The sequence below is a fragment of the Rhodococcus sp. B7740 genome, assembly GCF_000954115.1.
Lineage (GTDB): Bacteria > Actinomycetota > Actinomycetes > Mycobacteriales > Mycobacteriaceae > Rhodococcoides.
The window spans coordinates 1,520,757-1,537,711 of the sequence record NZ_CP010797.1 but is presented as its reverse complement, the minus strand read 5'-3'; the positions used below and the strand labels follow the sequence as shown (position 1 = coordinate 1,537,711).

Below are 16,955 nucleotides of genomic sequence, written 5' to 3'. Positions count from 1 at the left end.
GCTACTGCTTCGGATACAGCTGCTCGGCGTAGGACGGTCCGTAGTACTCGCGTAGTTCCTCCACCGTCTCGGGAGCCTGCGGAATCAACGCCTTCGTCAGAGTGGCGACATCGGGGATGGCGTCGGCGTCCCACGTCTCGGGCTGCCACAACTTGGACCGCATGAACGCCTTCGCACAGTGGTGGAACACTTCCTCGATGTCGACGACCAGGCACAAGATCGGGCGATGACCCTCGACCCGAAGCTCGTCGAAGAACGGCGCGTCGGTGACCAGGGACGCGCGACCGTTGATGCGAAGGGTGTCGCCGCGGCCGGGGACGAAGAAGTTCAGGCCGACGAACGGGTTCTCGAGAATGTTGCGATAGCCGTCCATCCGGCGGTTGCCCGGCCGCTCGGCGAGGGCGATCGTGGTGTCGTCGAGGACGTGCACCAGACTGCCGGCCGGATCGCCCTTGGGTGAGACGTCGCATCTCCCGCTCGCGTCGGAGGTTCCGAGGAGGCAGAACGGTGAGGCAGCGAGCCACTGCACGTCGAGGGGGTGCAGCGTGCGTCGGTCCTTGTTCGCGGCTCGGAAGCTCGGCGTTCCGAACATCTCGGTCAGCTCGGCGGCGTCACGCACCGTGGTCCACTCCATGACCGTGAATGCTATCGACTCGAACTCCCGGGCGGGAAGCGCTTTTTCGCGGTCGGTGCACCACCGGTGACGAGCGGCCACGATCGCCTGAGAGGATGTTCCACGTGAGTAACCAAGCGTGGATCATCGTCGCGGCGATCGCTGCCGTCCTGCTCGTCGTCCTCGTCGTCGGGCTGGCGCTCTCCCGTCGTCGGAGAGTGTCCCTCAAGTCGGACGAGGCGGCGCGAATCGAGGACGCGGCCACCAAGGACAGATCCGGTGGCTACACCGCGGGCAGCGGTTTCTCGTTCAGTCAGGGAACGGCGACAGCCGAACCCGTGATCCCGAAGGCCCCCAAGCCGGCCGAGCCGAAGCCGGTGGAGCCGCCGCCGGTGGTTCCCACCGCCGAACCGGTCGAATCGGAGACCGTCTGGATCGAGCCGGAAGTGCTCGAACCCGAGGCCCCGGCGACCGATGTCACCGTCGCCGAGCCTGTTGCGCCCGAGCCTCCGGTGGAAGACACCGTTGCTCCTGCGCCTCGCCGGTTGGACACCATCGACCCGACCGAGGGCCGGCTCGATCGTCTCCGTGGGCGGCTCGCACGATCTCAGTCCGCGGTGGGCAAGAGTCTGCTGGGACTGCTCGGCGGCGGCGACCTGGACGAGGATTCGTGGGAAGAGGTCGAGGACACCCTGCTGATCGCCGATATCGGTTCGGCGACCACCGCGGAGATCATGCGGACGCTGCGTGAGCAGATGGCGGCCCGCAGTATTCGCACCGAAGCCGATGCCAGGGCCCTGCTGCGCGAAATTCTCGTGGCGCAGTTGCACCCCGAGTTCGACCGGTCCATTCGTGCTCTGCCACACGACGGTGCCCCCGCGGTGTTGCTGGTGGTCGGAGTCAACGGCACCGGCAAGACCACCACCACGGGCAAACTGGCTCGGGTGCTGGTCGCGGACGGGCGGCGGGTGCTGCTCGGTGCCGCCGACACGTTCCGCGCTGCTGCGGCCGATCAGCTGCAGACCTGGGCCGAGCGAGTGGGTGCCGAGGTGGTTCGCGGCAAGGAGGCAGCGGATCCGGCTGCGGTCGCCTTCGACGCGGTGAGCAAAGGGATCGAGAACGGCGTCGATGTGGTTCTCATCGACACCGCGGGACGTTTGCACACCAAATCGGGTCTGATGGACGAACTGAGCAAGGTCAAGCGTGTCATCGAGAAGAGGGCCCACGTCGACGACGTTCTGCTCGTTCTCGACGCAACCGTGGGCCAGAACGGACTGACGCAGGCCCGTGTCTTCGCCGAGATCGTGAACATCACAGGTGTCGTGCTGACCAAGCTCGACGGAACCGCGAAGGGTGGCATCGTTTTTCAGGTGCAGCGTGAGCTCGGAGTGCCCGTCAAGCTCGTCGGTCTCGGGGAAGGTGCCGACGATCTGGCACCGTTCGAGCCCGGTGCGTTCGTGGACGCGCTGCTCGGCTGATCGACCCCGCAGGGTGGCCTGCGAAACGGGGAAAAAGCACAAACGCCAGCACGAAACCTTTTTGCAACAGAATCCGGTCATGCGTTCACATGCCCGAAACACCCGAGTGTCACGGATGAAACCTCGTGAAACCACTCTTCTTGCTTAACGGCGCGCCAACCGGTGTGCAGGAGAATGGAGGGTGTACGTGAGTCCCGAGGATATGTTGGCCAACTCCGGCAACGCCGCGTGGATGCTGATGGCAGCATCGCTGGTACTGCTGATGACGCCGGGCTTGGCGTTCTTCTACGGCGGTATGTCGCAGCAGAAGTCCGTGTTGAACATGATGATGATGTCGTTCGGAGCAATGGCCGTCGTCTCGATCATCTACTTCCTGTGGGGCTGGTCGATGTCCTACGGCACCCAGGACATCGGCGGAGTCTTCGCCAACCCGTTCGAGTTCTTCGGACTCAAGGATTCGATCACCGACGCGGACGGCAACTACATCGTCGGAGCATGGGGCTACGCCAACGTCATCGACGTGGCATTCCAGGTCACCTTCGCCATCATCACGGTCGCACTGATCAGCGGCTCGATCGCAGGCCGCGTCAAGTACGGCACCTGGCTCGCCTTCGCCGGTATCTGGGTCACCCTCGCGTACTTCCCGCTCGCACACATGGTCTGGGGCGGCGGACTGCTCTCCGGATCCGAGAACGGTCTTGCGGCAATGATCTTCGGCACCACCGACGACGGTGAAGGCGGACTCGTCGCCAACGTCGCTCCGATCGACTTCGCCGGTGGCACCGTCGTGCACATCAACGCCGGTATCGCCGGTCTGATTCTGGCGATCATCATCGGCAAGCGCGCCGGCTTCGGCAAGGTTGCCTACCGCCCGCACAACCTTCCGTTCGTGATGCTCGGCGCAGCTCTGCTGTGGTTCGGCTGGTTCGGATTCAACGCCGGTTCCGCCTTCGCGGCCGACGGAATCGCCGGTGTGGCCTGGGTCAACACCACCGCAGCCACGGCAGCCGCCATCGTGGGCTGGCTCATCACCGAGCGCATCCGCGACGGACACGCCACCAGCCTCGGCGCCGCCTCGGGCATCGTTGCAGGTCTGGTCGCGATCACCCCGGCCGCAGGCGCACTCACGCCGGTCGGAGCCATGATCCTCGGTGTCATCGCCGGTGTGCTCTCCGCACTGGCCGTCGGCCTGAAGTTCAAGTTCGGTTACGACGACTCGCTCGACGTCGTGGGCGTTCACCTCGTCGCAGGCCTGTGGGGAACCATCGGAATCGGCTTCCTCGGATCCGAGACCGGCCTGTTCTACGGCGGCGACTACAAGCAGCTCGTCGTGCAGATCGTCATCGCACTGTTCGCGCTGATCTTCACCGCCATCGTCACCGCGGTCATCGCGTTCGCGCTCAAGCCTCTCGGCTGGCGCGTGACGGACGAGGAGGAGGCGAACGGCATCGACGAGGCCGAGCACGCCGAGACTGCATATGATTTCGCCTGACAAGGTAGAGATAGACGTGAACGCTGCACCGTACGACAACGGGCACTCGAGGTCTTGTGAAGGGAAGCAAAAATGAAGCTGATCACGGCAATCGTCAAACCGTTCACCCTGGAGGACGTCAAGACGGGGCTGGAGCAGGCCGGCGTACTCGGAATGACAGTCAGTGAAGTTCAGGGTTACGGCCGCCAGAAGGGCCACACCGAGGTGTACCGAGGTGCCGAGTACTCGGTGGACTTCGTCCCGAAGGTCCGCGTAGAGGTAGTCGTCGACGACGCCGCTGTGGAGAAGGTCGTCGAGGTCATCGTCGAGGCTGCACGCACCGGCAAGATCGGTGACGGCAAGGTCTGGGTTTCCCCGGTCGACTCGGTCATCCGAGTTCGCACCGGAGAACGTGGCGCAGATGCACTCTGACCCCAAAGGGTCTCGGGCCGTGGGCCCCGGTTCTGGCGCGAAAGTGTCAGGATCGGGGCCTTCGGTCTCCACGGGCTCCGCATCGAAGGGCACGAGCGATGCTGCAGCAGATCTCGCTCGGGCCAGAAAACAACTACTCGACGGCGGAACACGCAATCGTCGACTCGATGCACCCTCGCTCCGGCAGGCTCTGGTCGATCTCCACGAGTTCTGGCTGACCACCAAAGGTGCCGAGCTCGGGATCAAACCGGACTCCGGCTTCGCGATCGTCGCTGTCGGCGGTCTTGCTCGTCGTGAACTGCTGCCCTATTCGGATCTGGACCTGATCCTGCTGCACGACGATCTCGAACCACGCATCGTCTCCGATGTCGCCGACAAGCTGTGGTACCCACTGTGGGACGCGCACATCAAGCTCGATCACAGTGTGCGCACGGTGCCGCAGGCTCTGCAGGTCGCTGCAGCCGACATGACGGCATCCCTCGGAATGCTCGAGGCGCGTCACATCGCCGGCGACGTCGAATTGAGCAATCTTCTCATCGGCGGCGTACGTCGCCAGTGGCGCAACGGTATTCGAGGGCGTTTCGACGAGCTGATCGAGCAGACCCGCGGACGGTGGTCGCGCAGCGGTGAGATCGCGCACCGCGCCGAACCCGATCTCAAGAGCGGCCGCGGGGGACTGCGTGACGTCCAGTTGCTCGACGCCCTCTCCATCGCACAGTTGACCGACGGTATGCCCGGGCTCGGACCCGAATCACCGGGTGGCGGTTTGGCGTTCGCGCACGGACGCCTGTTGGACGTGCGCACCGAACTGCACCGCGTCGCCGGTCGAGCACGGGATCAACTGCGCGCGCAGGACGCCGACGAGATCGGTGCCGCGCTGCGCATCGGGGATCGCTTCGATCTCGCACGCGTGCTGAGCGATTCGGCTCGCACCATCAGCTATTCGGTGGACGTCGGGTTGCGAACCGCAGGCAATTCGTTACCGCGACGGGGTCTTTCGAGACTGCGTCGAGTCCCGGTCAGACGCCCGCTGGACGAGGGAGTCGTCGAACACGGCGGCGAGGTCGTTCTCGCCCGCGACGCTCGACCGAACAAGGATCCCGGCCTGATCATGCGAGTCGCAGCGGCGTCGGCCCAGACCGGAATGCCGATGTCCGCCTCGACCCTGAACCGGCTGTCCGACAGCGCCCCCGAACTTCGGGAACCCTGGCCCAAGGAAGCACTCAACGATCTGCTCGTGTTGCTCGGATCGGGTCGCAAGGCGATCGCGGCGATCGAGGCGTTGGATCGAACCGGACTGTGGGGCAGGCTCATTCCGGAGTGGGGCGCGGTACGCGACCTACCGCCGCGAGATGCGGTGCACACGTGGACGGTCGATCGACATCTGGTCGAAACCGCAGCCTACGCAAGCGCATTGACCACCCGTGTTGCGCGTCCTGACCTGTTGGTGCTCGGCGCACTGATCCACGACATCGGCAAGGGACGCGGCGGCGATCACAGTGTCGTCGGCGCAGATCTGGCCATCCAGATCGGCAACAGGCTCGGCCTGTGGCCTTCCGACGTGGCACTGCTGACGGCGATGGTGCGATACCACCTACTGCTGCCGGAGACCGCCACCAGACGCGACCTCGACGACCCCGCAACCGTGCAAACCGTCGTCGACGCGCTCGGTGCCGACACGATTCTGCTCGAGCTGCTTCACGCACTGGCAGAAGCGGATTCGCTCGCCACCGGACCCGGGGTGTGGGGTGACTGGAAGGCCTCGCTCATCCGTGAGCTCGTGCGTCGCTGCAGATTGGTGATGGCGGGGGAGAGTCTGCCCTCACCGGATCCACTCGACCCGGCGCACATCGAACTCGCCGCGCGGGGAGGCGTCCACGTCGACATCGCGCCGACCGACGGGCTGCACACCTTCGTCGTCACCGTCATCGCCCCCGACACGCCCGGGCTGCTGTCCGATGCCGCGGGAGTCCTCGCACTGCACTCGCTGCGCGTGCTCTCGGCCTCTCTCGGAAGTCACGAGGGATCGGCGATCAACTCGTTCGACGTCGCGCCGCTCTTCGGATCCCCGCCGCAGGCCGGTCTGCTGCGGCAGGAGATCATCCGCGCTCAGGCCGGCGAACTCGACCTCGTCGCCGTGCTCGACGCGAAGGAACGCGACGCAAGAGCCGACACCGTCGAGGACGACGCAGAGGATTCGGCCGTCCCGGTTCTCTACGCTCAAGCTCCGCCTCGGGTGCTCTGGTTCGACGACAACGAACCAGGTCAGGTGGTACTCGAGCTAAGAGCTGAGGACCGGCTCGGTCTGCTCTGCCGGTTGGCCAGCGCGATCGAACAGCAGGGATCCGATATCCGGTGGGCACGCGTGTCGACCCTGGGCAGCTCGGTGGTCGACTCGTTCTGCATCGACCTGGCGGGAGCAGACAGCAGGGCGGTGCGCGAGGACCTCGAGCGAGCGATCCTCGCGGTCGTACCCGCCCCCGAACCGCCCAAGCCTCCGGAAAAGCCGGAAGGCACCTGACCGCGGGTCGGAATGCGACAGCAGACCGACTCGCGCTGGTGACTTCTCACGAACTTCCGGCCGACGGGACTGCCGCCGATGCCGATTTGTTACATTCGTCCCCACGCAGAAACGACACTCTCAGCCGTTCCTGCACACTCCACACTGCTCGAACCACATCGTTCCTGCTGGAACCATGTCGTTCCTGCAGGCTCCACACTGCTGGAACCATGTCGTTCCTGCAGGCTCCACTCCTGGTCATTCGAGAGGCACGAACTGTGGGATCCCACCGACGGTCGACCGTCCACACACCGACCGACTTCGCAGCGCGTCCCACGGGCGGCAGGCACCGCGCCGTACCGGACAGCCCCGTCGTCGGTCGACGGGCGGCCACCATCGTCGCCGCGACCGGCGCGATCGTCGTCGGCGCGACGTCGATGGGTGCAGGCACCGCCGCGGCCGCGCCGATTCCGGAGCCACCCGCAGCCGGACTCCCGTTCGCCGTACCGGAGGGACTACTGCCCGCTGGATTCGAGCTACCCCAGTTCGAGCTACCCCAACTCGAGATCCCGCAGTTCGTACCCCCACAGCTCGCGCCCCCGCTTCCGCCGTCGCAGCCCGCACCACCCGAGGCCGCGCCTGCCGAAACCGCGCCCGCTGCGGAACCAGCACCCGCACCGACCTCCGACCCACTGGCCGCATTCGGAGCCGATCCCGGCGCTGCCGCCCAGCAATGGCTCGACGATGTCGGCCTGGGGCAGCTGGGAGCCGGTGTTCAGTCACCCCTCGAGAGCCTGCGCTCGCTGAAGAAGGGCACAGTGCAGCCCGTGGCAGGGGTATTGACCTCCAACTTCGGTTCGCGATGGGGCACCCAGCACAGTGGCCTCGACATCGCGGCACCCATCGGAACGCCCATCTACGCCGCCGCCGACGGCACCGTGTCCGACGCAGGACCGGCATCCGGCTTCGGTCTCTGGGTCAAGGTGCGGCACGACGACGGCACCGAGACGGTCTACGGACACGTCAACGACTTCTCCGTTCATCCCGGCCAGCGTGTGTCGGCCGGTGAGCAGATCGCCACCGTCGGCAACCGTGGCCAGTCGACAGGCCCACACCTGCACTTCGAGGTGCACGATCCCTCCGGCGTCAAGGTCGACCCCGCGCAGTGGCTCGCCACCCGGGGTGTGGCAGTGACGTGGAACGATTCCGCGCGCAACGCTTGACCGGTCGGCATCGACACGTTCGACACGACAGTCGAACGCCCCAGCGACGACGAGGCGTGCTGCCGCTAGTCTGGTGACCGTGCCGGATTCGGCTCGTTTTCGGTGATCGGCTAGCTCAGGAGTGCAATCGGTGTTCGAATCCCTTTCCGACAGGTTGACCGGGACTCTCAAGGACCTGCGTGGCAAAGGTCGACTGTCCGGCGCGGATATCGACGCCACGGCCCGTGAGATCCGTCTGGCCCTGCTCGAAGCGGACGTGGCACTGCCCGTCGTACGTGAATTCATCAACCGCATCAAGGTCCGGGCCAAGGGTGCCGAGGTCTCGGGCGCGCTCAACCCGGCCCAGCAGGTCGTCAAGATCGTCAACGAGGAACTGGTCGGCATCCTCGGCGGCGAGACTCGCAGGCTCGTCTTCGCCAAGAACCCGCCCACGGTGATCATGCTCGCCGGTCTGCAGGGTTCGGGTAAGACGACGCTGGCGGGCAAGCTCGCGAAATGGCTCAAAGGCCAGGGCCACACCCCACTGCTCGTCGCGTGCGACCTTCAGCGTCCCGGTGCCGTGAGCCAGCTGCAGATCGTGGGCGAGCGCGCCGGTGCCGCCGTCTTCGCGCCGCACCCCGGCACGTCCATCGGCGGCGGCGACAATGCACTCGGAGTCTCGGCAGCGGATCCCGTCGAGGTTGCCAGGGCCGGCATCGCCGAGGCTCGCAGCAAGCAGTACGACGTGGTCATCGTCGACACCGCAGGTCGCCTCGGCATCGACAGCGAGCTGATGAATCAGGCCGCGGGAATTCGCGACGCGGTCGAGCCGGACGAGACACTGTTCGTTCTCGATGCGATGGTCGGTCAGGACGCCGTCAGCACCGCCGAGGCGTTCCGTGACGGCGTCGGCTTCACCGGTGTCGTACTCACCAAGCTCGACGGCGATGCCCGCGGCGGTGCTGCGCTGAGCGTCCGCGAGGTCACCGGCCAGCCGATCATGTTCGCGTCGACCGGTGAGAAGCTCGAGGATTTCGACGTCTTCCACCCCGATCGCATGGCGAGCCGCATCCTCGGCATGGGCGACGTGCTGAGCCTCATCGAGCAGGCCGAGCAGCACTTCGATGCCGAGCAGGCCGAGGCGACGGCCAACAAGATCGGCTCGGGGCAACTCACGCTCGACGACTTCCTCGAGCAGATGATGGCCGTCCGCAAGATGGGGCCGATCGGAAACCTGCTGGGCATGCTGCCCGGTGCCGGCCAGATGAAAGAACTCGCCAACGTCGACGAGAAGCAACTCGACCGGGTTCAGGCCATCATCCGCGGCATGACGCCGCAGGAACGTACCGACCCGAAGATCATCAACGCGTCACGACGGTTGCGTATCGCGAACGGTTCGGGCGTCAAGGTCTCCGACGTCAACCAGCTGGTCGACCGGTTCTTCGAGGCTCGCAAGATGATGTCGGCCATGGCCGGTCGGATGGGCATGCCTGGCGCGCGCAAGCAGGTACGGAACAACAAGAAGGGTAAGAAAGGCAAGAAGGGCGCTCGCGGTCCGACGCAGCCGAAGATCCGCGGTGGATTCCCCGGCATGCCGGGTGGAATGCCGGCGGGAATGCCCGATCTGTCGTCCATGCCCAAGGGCCTCGACCAGTTGCCGCCAGGGCTGGAAGGCATCGACCTCTCGCAACTGAAACTGCCCAAGAAGTAAGCGCGCGCACGTGTCGGCCATGCGGGTGCGGGGCCGCGGACTGCCGGACGGGACGGAGATCGACCTCTGGATCGAGGGCGGTGTTCTGTCCACCGAGCCCATTGCGGATGCGGATTTCGTCCACGACGGCGGGTGGGTCCTGCCCGGCCTGGTCGACGCCCACTGCCATGTCGGGATCGAATACGGCGGGGGACACACCGACCTGATCGGGTCGATCCGACAGGCCGAGACCGAGCGAGGCGTCGGCGCGCTGCTGCTGCGCGACGCCGGGTCCCCGGTCGACACACGCGCCCTGGACGAGTACGAGGACCTACCTCGCATCATCCGAGCGGGCCGCCACATCGCATCACCCAAGCGATACATCCCGGGTCTGGCGATCGACATCGAGGACGAATCGCAACTGCCCGAGGCGGTGGCTCAGCAGGCCCGGTTCGGCGACGGCTGGGTCAAGCTCGTCGGCGACTGGATCGACCGCTCGGTGGGAGACCTCCGGCCACTGTGGAACGACTCGATCCTCGTCGACGCCATCGCTGCCGCCCACGCCGAGGGAGCGCGGGTGACAGCCCACGTGTTCGGCGAGGATGCTCTGCCCGGTCTGATTGCGGCAGGAATCGACTGCATCGAGCACGGCACCGGTCTGACCGACGAGACCGTCGAGATGATGGTCGATCACGGCACCGCTCTGGTACCGACGCTGATCAACATCGAGACGTTCCCCGGCATCGCCGATTCCGCCACCCGGTATCCGGTCTACGCCCGGCACATGCGGGCGCTCCACCAACGCGTCGCCGCCACCGTCGGACGAGCCCATGACGCAGGCATTCCCATTTATGCAGGTACCGATGCCGGTGGATCGATCGCGCACGGACGCATCGCCGACGAGGTAGCCGCGCTGGCCGCCGTGGGTCTCTCTCCGACCGACGCGCTCGGTGCTGCCTGCTGGGACGCCCGGTCGTGGCTGGGTCGGCAGGGACTCGAGCACGGCGCGCCCGCGGATCTGGTCGTCTACTCCGACGATCCCCGAGGGGGACCGGACGTGCTGGCCGATCCGGAGCTGGTGATCCTGCGCGGACGCGTGACCGATCGGCGCGGCCGCACGACGAACGGGCCGGTGGGCCGAGGGTGACCGATCCGAGAAGCGATGCAGGACAGCCCGATCCGAACCGACCCAGCTGGGCCGCAATGGCACCGATGAATCGAATTGAGCAGCAGGGTTCGGGGTTGTCCGAAACCTACTGGCGAGCCGAGCAGGCCGCGCTCGAACGCAGAAGCGGTCAACGGTGGGGACTGCCGGCCGCGGCGCTCGTGCTGGGGCTCAACCTGGCGGGATTTCTGATACTCGGGCTCGTCGTGACGTCGGACGCCTCGGCCGTCTTCGTGGTGGGCATCATGATTCCGAGCCTTCTCGCTGCGGGCGTGGCGGTGGCCGTCTCGATGACCCGAGGAAACGGACCCGTCGTCGACTTCGGCCTCCCCAGGTCGACCCCCGAATTCCTCGGTCACCTCCGATCCGGGTTGGCGTGGGGTGGCGTCGCGGTGGTCGGTGGCCTCCTGCTGGCGCTGATTCTGTTGTCCGGTATCGAGTTGGACGATCCGATGCCGCTCGGCGACGTCACCGGCACGACCGTCGGCTGGAAAATCGCTCTGGCCGTGTGGATCTGGCTCGGTGCACCGATCTGCGAGGAAACGATGTTCCGCGGCATGCTGTGGGGAGCACTCGAGAAACGCACCCGCCCGATGCCCATGGCCTGGTTGGGCAATCGATGGGTCGTCCTGGCGATAACCGCGGTGGTGTTCGCGATCTGGCACCGCGAGTGGTGGCGCTTCGTGGTGCTGCTGTGGGGTGGATTCGCGATCGGCATCGCACGGATGCGTTCCGGTTCGATCGTCGCGTCGACCACGGCGCACTCGGTGAACAACACCCTCCCCGCCCTGGTGGTCCTGTTCGCGTGAGGTGAGGGGTCCACAGGCCCGATTCACCGATCGAGCCGCCCGTCTGGCACAATGAACAGCTGTTCGCCCGTCTTCCGGTTACGTACCGCGCGGCGGTCACAACAACCCTCAACGCAAAACCGGGCTCGCATGCCGTGCGAACCGCTGAATTGCGCCGTGACCAACTTTCGAAAGGCTCCACCAGAACATGGCTGTCAAGATCAAGCTCATGCGTATCGGCAAGATCCGCACCCCGCACTACCGCGTCGTCATCTCCGATGCTCGCACCCGTCGTAACGGCCGTGCGATCGAGACCATCGGCACGTACGAGCCCAAGCAGGACCCCAGCGTCATCGAGATCGACTCCGAGCGGGCTCAGTACTGGTTGGGCGTCGGCGCACAGCCGACCGAGCCTGTCGAGGCACTGCTCAAGATCACCGGTGACTGGCAGAAGTTCAAGGGCCTCCCCGGTGCCGAGGGAACCCTCCGCGTCGCCGAGCCCAAGCCCTCCAAGCTCGACCTGTTCAACGCAGCGCTGGCGCAGGCCGACTCCGAGCCGCAGGGCGAGGCCACCACCGCCAAGAAGAAGAAGGCTCCGAAGGCCGACGACGCCGCCGCGGAGACCACCGACGCTGCAGCAACCGAGACGGCAGACGCGCCGGCCGCCGAGGCTGCTGAGAAGTGAGTGCCGTTGTCGCCGATGCCGTCGAACATCTCGTTCGCGGCATCGTCGCCAATCCCGATGACGTTCGCGTCGAGATGATCACCGGCCGTCGTGGGCGCACCGTGGAAGTCCACGTGCACCCCGACGATCTGGGCAAGGTCATCGGCCGTGGCGGTCGTACCGCTACGGCGCTGCGCACGCTCGTCTCGGGAATCGGTGGTCGCGGCATCCGTGTCGACGTGGTCGACACGGACCAGTAGGTCACGTACCCATCATGGAGCTGGTCATCGGCCGTGTCGCGAAGTCGCACGGCATCAAAGGCGAAGTCGTCGTCGAGGTTCGCACCGACAACCCCGACGACCGCTTCGCCGAAGGAACCGTTCTCTCGGGCCGCAGGCCCCGATCGAACGCGGAACCGGCCTCGTACACAGTGGAAGCCGTCCGGGAACACTCCGGACGGCTTCTGCTGCGTCTGAACGGTATCGACGACAAGACTGCCGCTGACCAACTGCGCGGCATATTGTTCGTCGTCGAATCCACCGACCTTCCGCCGTCCGACGATCCGGACGAGTACTACGACCACGAACTCGAAGGCCTCACGGTGATCCTGACCGACGGCACCGTCGTCGGAACGGTCCGCGAGGTCCTCCACTCCGCAGCGGGGGAGCTGCTCTCCATCACGCCGAGTCCGGGCTTCGGCGAAGCCACCCGCGCCGAAATTCTCGTGCCGTTCGTAGCGGCCATCGTGACGACGGTGTCGTTGGCCGACAAGACGATCGAGATCGATCCGCCCGAGGGTCTGCTGGATCCGGAGTAGATCGTGCGCCTCGACGTCGTCACCATCTTTCCCGAATACCTCACGCCGCTCCGAACTGCGTTGCTGGGCAAAGCAATCGACCGTGGCCTCGTCTCGGTCGAGGTTCACGATCTGCGGTCGTGGACTCACGATGTGCACAAGGCCGTCGACGATTCGCCCTACGGCGGCGGGCCGGGAATGGTCATGAAGCCGACGGTGTGGGGCGACGCACTCGACGACGTGCTCACAGACGATGCTCTCCTCGTCGTCCCGACCCCGGCCGGTGTGCCGTTCACCCAGCGGACAGCCGAGCGATGGTCCTCCGAGCGGCATCTCGTATTCGCCTGCGGCCGATACGAAGGCATCGACCAACGCGTGTTCGACGATGCCGCGCGTCGCGTGCGTGTCGAGGAAGTCAGCATCGGCGATTACGTGCTCATCGGCGGCGAGGCGGCCGTCCTCGTCATGGCCGAGGCCGTGGTGCGACTGATGCCGGGGGTTCTGGGCAATCAACAGTCGCATCAGCAGGATTCGTTCTCCGACGGTCTGCTCGAAGGGCCGAGCTACACGCGCCCCGCTCGGTGGCGCGATCTCGACGTTCCGTCGGTGCTGCTCTCGGGTGATCACGCGAAGATCGCAGCGTGGCGTCGAGAGCAATCATTGGACAGGACCGCCGAGCGTCGTCCGGACCTGTTGCAGGACTGACGAATTCAGCTGACGGTGCCGTCGGGAAAGAGCATCGAGACGAATCCGGTGAGAGTTTCCCTTGCGTGCAGTGCGCTGGCGTCGTCGCTGACGTCGACGACGGCGGTGTCCGGATAGCTTTCCATGTCGTCCGCGTAGAAGATGTCCTCGCGTGAGGACAGAGCCAGAACGTAGCGGTTGTCGACACCGATCGTGCCTGTCGACAGGTGCACCCACCGATCGGACACGCAGCACATCCAACCCTGTTTCACAGCGTGCACGCTCTCTCCGGGAAGACCGTCGACGATCCCGAAATGCTGCTTGTAGCCGTCCGCGGCAATCGGTGCCGAACGCCGCAGCATTCCGATCACCACGTCCGTCGATGCAGTCGTCAAACCGCCGCTGCTGCCCAGCAACCCCGCGTAGTAGCCGACCAGGTCACTGGGCGTGGTCTCGGTGTTGTACCACTGGTCGTCGCCGGGAGCTGTGGTACTCGTCAGGCCGTAGCGAGCTGCGACCGTGCGCACGATGTCGGACGAGCCGTAGCGGTACCAGAGCGTGTACGCGGCGTTGTCGTCGGACAGCTCGAGCATGCTGGTCATGGTGGCCAGATCGTCGGCGGAGACCGGGCGGTTCTCCGACTGCGCTCGGAACAACACCTCGTCGGCGATGAAGAGCTTGGACACCGACGCGGTTTCGACCTGAACATCGGCATTGCTGCTGTAGTAGGAGCCCGTCTGACGATCCAACAGCGCGAAATCCACATCGGCGCCACGGGCCCGGGCCGACGCGATCGCCATCGGGATACGAGCTTCGAGGGCGACGCCGTCGACCTTGTCCATATCGGGAAAGGGCGATGCCGACGTCTCGGCGGTCTCCTTCGACGCGGAGTCACCGACCTGATCGTCGGGAGGAACCGAACAGCCGACCAGCAGCAGGGAGGCGCAGGCTGCAGCCAGGAATCGAGACAACCTGACCATCCGCGAAACTCTCCCACACGTTGAACCGCCGACCGACTCGTCCCACAGTAGCGGTAGGGTCCATCGCCGTGACCACTGCTCTGAAATCTGTGAACAAGCGCATAGCCGAAGAACTCGACGTTCGTGAAGAACAGGTTCGTGCCGCCGTGGAATTGCTCGACGGCGGGTCGACGGTCCCGTTCATCGCGCGCTACCGCAAGGAAGTCACCGGCACCCTCGACGACACGCAGCTGCGTCAGCTCGACGAGCGGCTGCGGTACCTGCGCGAGCTCGACGAGCGCAGAGACGCCGTCATCGAGTCCATCCGCTCGCAGGGCAAGCTCGACGAAGCGCTCGAGCAGTCGTTGATGCTGGCCGACACCAAGGCTCGCGTCGAGGACATCTATCTGCCGTTCAAGCCCAAGCGCCGAACCAAGGCTCAGATCGCACGGGAGGCCGGGCACGAGCCCGTCGCCGACGCCCTGTTCTCCGACCCCACCACCGACCCGGCCCAGTTCGATCAGGAGCAACTCGACGGCGCGCGGGCGATTCTCGTCGAGCGTTTCGCCGAGGACGCGGATCTGGTGGGTGAACTGCGCGAACTGATGTGGACGTCCGGCAAGCTCGTCGCGTCCGTTCGCAAGGGCAAAGAGGAAGAGGGTGCCAAGTTCTCCGATTACTTCGAGTTCTCGGAACCGTTCACCAGCCTGCCCTCGCACCGCATCCTCGCCACGCTCAGAGGCGAGAAGGAAGAAGTACTCTCGCTCGGCTTCGAGCCCGAGCGTGACGAACCGACCCCCGGCGTCCCGAGCGTCTACGAGGGTCGGATCGCTACCAAGTTCGGGATCGCGAATCGAGGACGGCCCGCCGACAAGTGGCTACTCGATACCGTCCGATGGGCGTGGCGTACCAAGATGCTGGTGACCGTCTCCCTCGATACCCGCATGCGACTGCGCCAATCGGCCGAGAAGGACGCCGTCGACGTGTTCGCGAGCAACCTCAAGGACCTGCTGCTCGCCGCGCCCGCGGGCAACCGCACCACGATGGGCCTGGACCCGGGCTTCCGTACCGGCACCAAAGTCGCGATCGTCGACGCCACCGGAAAGGTCGTCGACCACGACACCATCTACCCGCACAAACCACAGGGCAAGTGGGATCAGGCGGTGGCCACCCTCGCCGGACTCGCCGCCAAGCACAAGGTCGAACTGATCGCCATCGGCAACGGCACCGCATCGCGTGAAACCGACTCGCTGGCAGCAGAATTGATCGCCAAGTTCCCTGCCGCCAACCTGACCAAGGTGGTGGTGTCCGAGGCCGGAGCGTCGGTGTACTCCGCCTCCGCGTATGCCTCGAGCGAGCTGCCCGAACTGGACGTGTCGATCCGCGGTGCCGTTTCGATCGCCCGCAGGTTGCAGGATCCGCTGGCCGAGCTGGTCAAGATCGATCCGAAGTCCATCGGCGTCGGGCAGTACCAGCACGACATCTCCGAAACTCTGCTGGCCCGATCTCTCGGCGCCGTCGTCGAGGACGCGGTGAACGCCGTCGGCGTCGACGTCAACACCGCGTCGGTACCGTTGCTCTCGCGGGTCTCCGGTATCGCCGGCTCTCTTGCCGAGAGCATCGTGGCACACCGTGACCAGAACGGTCCGTTCTCCAGCCGCAGCACACTCAAAGACGTTCCGCGCTTGGGGCCCAAAGCTTTCGAGCAGTGCGCCGGATTCCTCCGCATCTCCGGGGGAGAGGATCCACTGGACCGGTCGAGTGTTCACCCGGAGGCATATCCCGTCGTGCGGCGCATCGTCGGCAAGGCCGGCGTCGGGGTGCGCGAGGTCATCGGCAACACAGCACTGCTGCGCGGGCTCGACCCCGCCGAATTCGCCGACGACCGATTCGGTCTGCCCACCGTCACCGACATCATCTCCGAACTCGAGAAGCCAGGCCGCGATCCACGTCCGGAGTTCAAGACCGCGACCTTCGCCGCCGGTATCGAGAAGGTCGCCGACCTGGTGCCCGGCATGACGCTCGAGGGAGTAGTGACCAACGTGGCGGCGTTCGGGGCGTTCGTCGACGTCGGTGTGCATCAGGACGGGCTCGTGCACGTCTCGGCGATGTCGCACAACTTCGTCAAGGACCCGCGTGAGGTCGTCAAGTCCGGTGACGTCGTTCGCGTCAAGGTGATGGAGGTCGACATCCCCCGTCAGCGCATCGGTCTGAGTCTGCGGCTGGACGACGAACCCGGCGCGTCCGGCGGCAAGGACGCCAACCGCGGACAGCAGGGTGACCGTCCGCGAGGCCAGGGGCGGGGCGCGGGCGCACATCAGGCCGGCCGCGGACGAGACGCACGCCCGCAACGGGATCGTCGTACGGCCGGCGGTGCGGCGACACCGGCTGCCGGTTCCATGGCCGACGCGTTGCGGAAGGCGGGATTCGGAAAATAGCGAACGGTTCCTCGGTCGATGCTGCCCTGGGTGGTCCCGGACGCGAATAGGGTGAAACGCGATCACCGGTCGTTC

15 protein-coding genes are annotated in these 16,955 nt (G+C 65.8%); 13 read left to right on the top strand and 2 right to left on the bottom strand.

The window, feature by feature from the left end:
* Position 1: 1 nt before the first annotated feature.
* Positions 2-634, bottom strand: a complete 633-nt coding sequence (locus NY08_RS07065; protein ID WP_045195605.1) for a pyridoxamine 5'-phosphate oxidase family protein — start codon at positions 632-634, stop codon at positions 2-4.
* Between the two features lie 104 nt (positions 635-738).
* Between NY08_RS07065 and ftsY the strand changes: the two genes are divergently transcribed.
* From ftsY to trmD, 12 genes are all read left to right on the top strand, one after another.
* Complete coding sequence (gene ftsY / locus NY08_RS07060) at positions 739-2,091, top strand: signal recognition particle-docking protein FtsY (RefSeq protein ID WP_045199895.1); 1,353 nt, start codon at positions 739-741, stop codon at positions 2,089-2,091.
* 202 nt (positions 2,092-2,293) lie between these two features.
* Positions 2,294-3,583, top strand: coding sequence for an ammonium transporter (locus NY08_RS07055; protein WP_176459326.1), 1,290 nt, complete (start codon positions 2,294-2,296; stop codon positions 3,581-3,583).
* A 72-nt stretch (positions 3,584-3,655) separates the two neighbouring features.
* Positions 3,656-3,994, top strand: coding sequence for a P-II family nitrogen regulator (locus NY08_RS07050; protein WP_019664269.1), 339 nt, complete (start codon positions 3,656-3,658; stop codon positions 3,992-3,994).
* Positions 3,984-6,515, top strand: coding sequence for a [protein-PII] uridylyltransferase (locus NY08_RS07045; protein WP_045199894.1), 2,532 nt, complete (start codon positions 3,984-3,986; stop codon positions 6,513-6,515). Before NY08_RS07050 ends, NY08_RS07045 begins: the two co-directional genes overlap by 11 nt.
* Before the next feature lie 257 nt (positions 6,516-6,772).
* Positions 6,773-7,717, top strand: a complete 945-nt coding sequence (locus NY08_RS07040) for a M23 family metallopeptidase (RefSeq protein WP_045199891.1) — start codon at positions 6,773-6,775, stop codon at positions 7,715-7,717.
* Between the two features lie 130 nt (positions 7,718-7,847).
* Positions 7,848-9,407: a signal recognition particle protein gene (gene ffh, locus NY08_RS07035; RefSeq protein ID WP_032398352.1), complete on the top strand. Its 1,560-nt coding sequence runs from the start codon at positions 7,848-7,850 to the stop codon at positions 9,405-9,407.
* 19 nt (positions 9,408-9,426) lie between these two features.
* Entirely contained in the window at positions 9,427-10,533 is a 1,107-nt protein-coding gene (locus NY08_RS07030; protein ID WP_094638054.1) for an amidohydrolase family protein, read from the top strand.
* 65 nt (positions 10,534-10,598) lie between these two features.
* Entirely contained in the window at positions 10,599-11,360 is a 762-nt protein-coding gene (locus NY08_RS07025) for a type II CAAX endopeptidase family protein (protein ID WP_235387134.1), read from the top strand.
* Between the two features lie 187 nt (positions 11,361-11,547).
* Complete coding sequence (gene rpsP, locus NY08_RS07020) at positions 11,548-12,024, top strand: 30S ribosomal protein S16 (RefSeq protein WP_032397793.1); 477 nt, start codon at positions 11,548-11,550, stop codon at positions 12,022-12,024.
* Positions 12,021-12,263 (top strand): RNA-binding protein, encoded by a 243-nt coding sequence (locus tag NY08_RS07015; RefSeq protein WP_027496687.1) that lies wholly within the window; start codon positions 12,021-12,023, stop codon positions 12,261-12,263. Before rpsP ends, NY08_RS07015 begins: the two co-directional genes overlap by 4 nt.
* Before the next feature lie 14 nt (positions 12,264-12,277).
* Positions 12,278-12,820 (top strand): ribosome maturation factor RimM, encoded by a 543-nt coding sequence (gene rimM / locus NY08_RS07010; protein WP_045195597.1) that lies wholly within the window; start codon positions 12,278-12,280, stop codon positions 12,818-12,820.
* A 3-nt stretch (positions 12,821-12,823) separates the two neighbouring features.
* Positions 12,824-13,504: a tRNA (guanosine(37)-N1)-methyltransferase TrmD gene (gene trmD / locus NY08_RS07005; RefSeq protein WP_045195595.1), complete on the top strand. Its 681-nt coding sequence runs from the start codon at positions 12,824-12,826 to the stop codon at positions 13,502-13,504.
* A gap of 5 nt (positions 13,505-13,509) precedes the next feature.
* Here trmD and NY08_RS07000 read toward each other — a convergent pair whose 3' ends face one another.
* Positions 13,510-14,463: a serine hydrolase gene (locus NY08_RS07000; RefSeq protein ID WP_045195593.1), complete on the bottom strand. Its 954-nt coding sequence runs from the start codon at positions 14,461-14,463 to the stop codon at positions 13,510-13,512.
* A 68-nt stretch (positions 14,464-14,531) separates the two neighbouring features.
* Here NY08_RS07000 and NY08_RS06995 point away from each other — a divergent pair, with 68 nt between their 5' ends.
* Positions 14,532-16,880: a Tex family protein gene (locus NY08_RS06995; RefSeq protein ID WP_045195591.1), complete on the top strand. Its 2,349-nt coding sequence runs from the start codon at positions 14,532-14,534 to the stop codon at positions 16,878-16,880.
* Positions 16,881-16,955 lie beyond the last annotated feature (75 nt).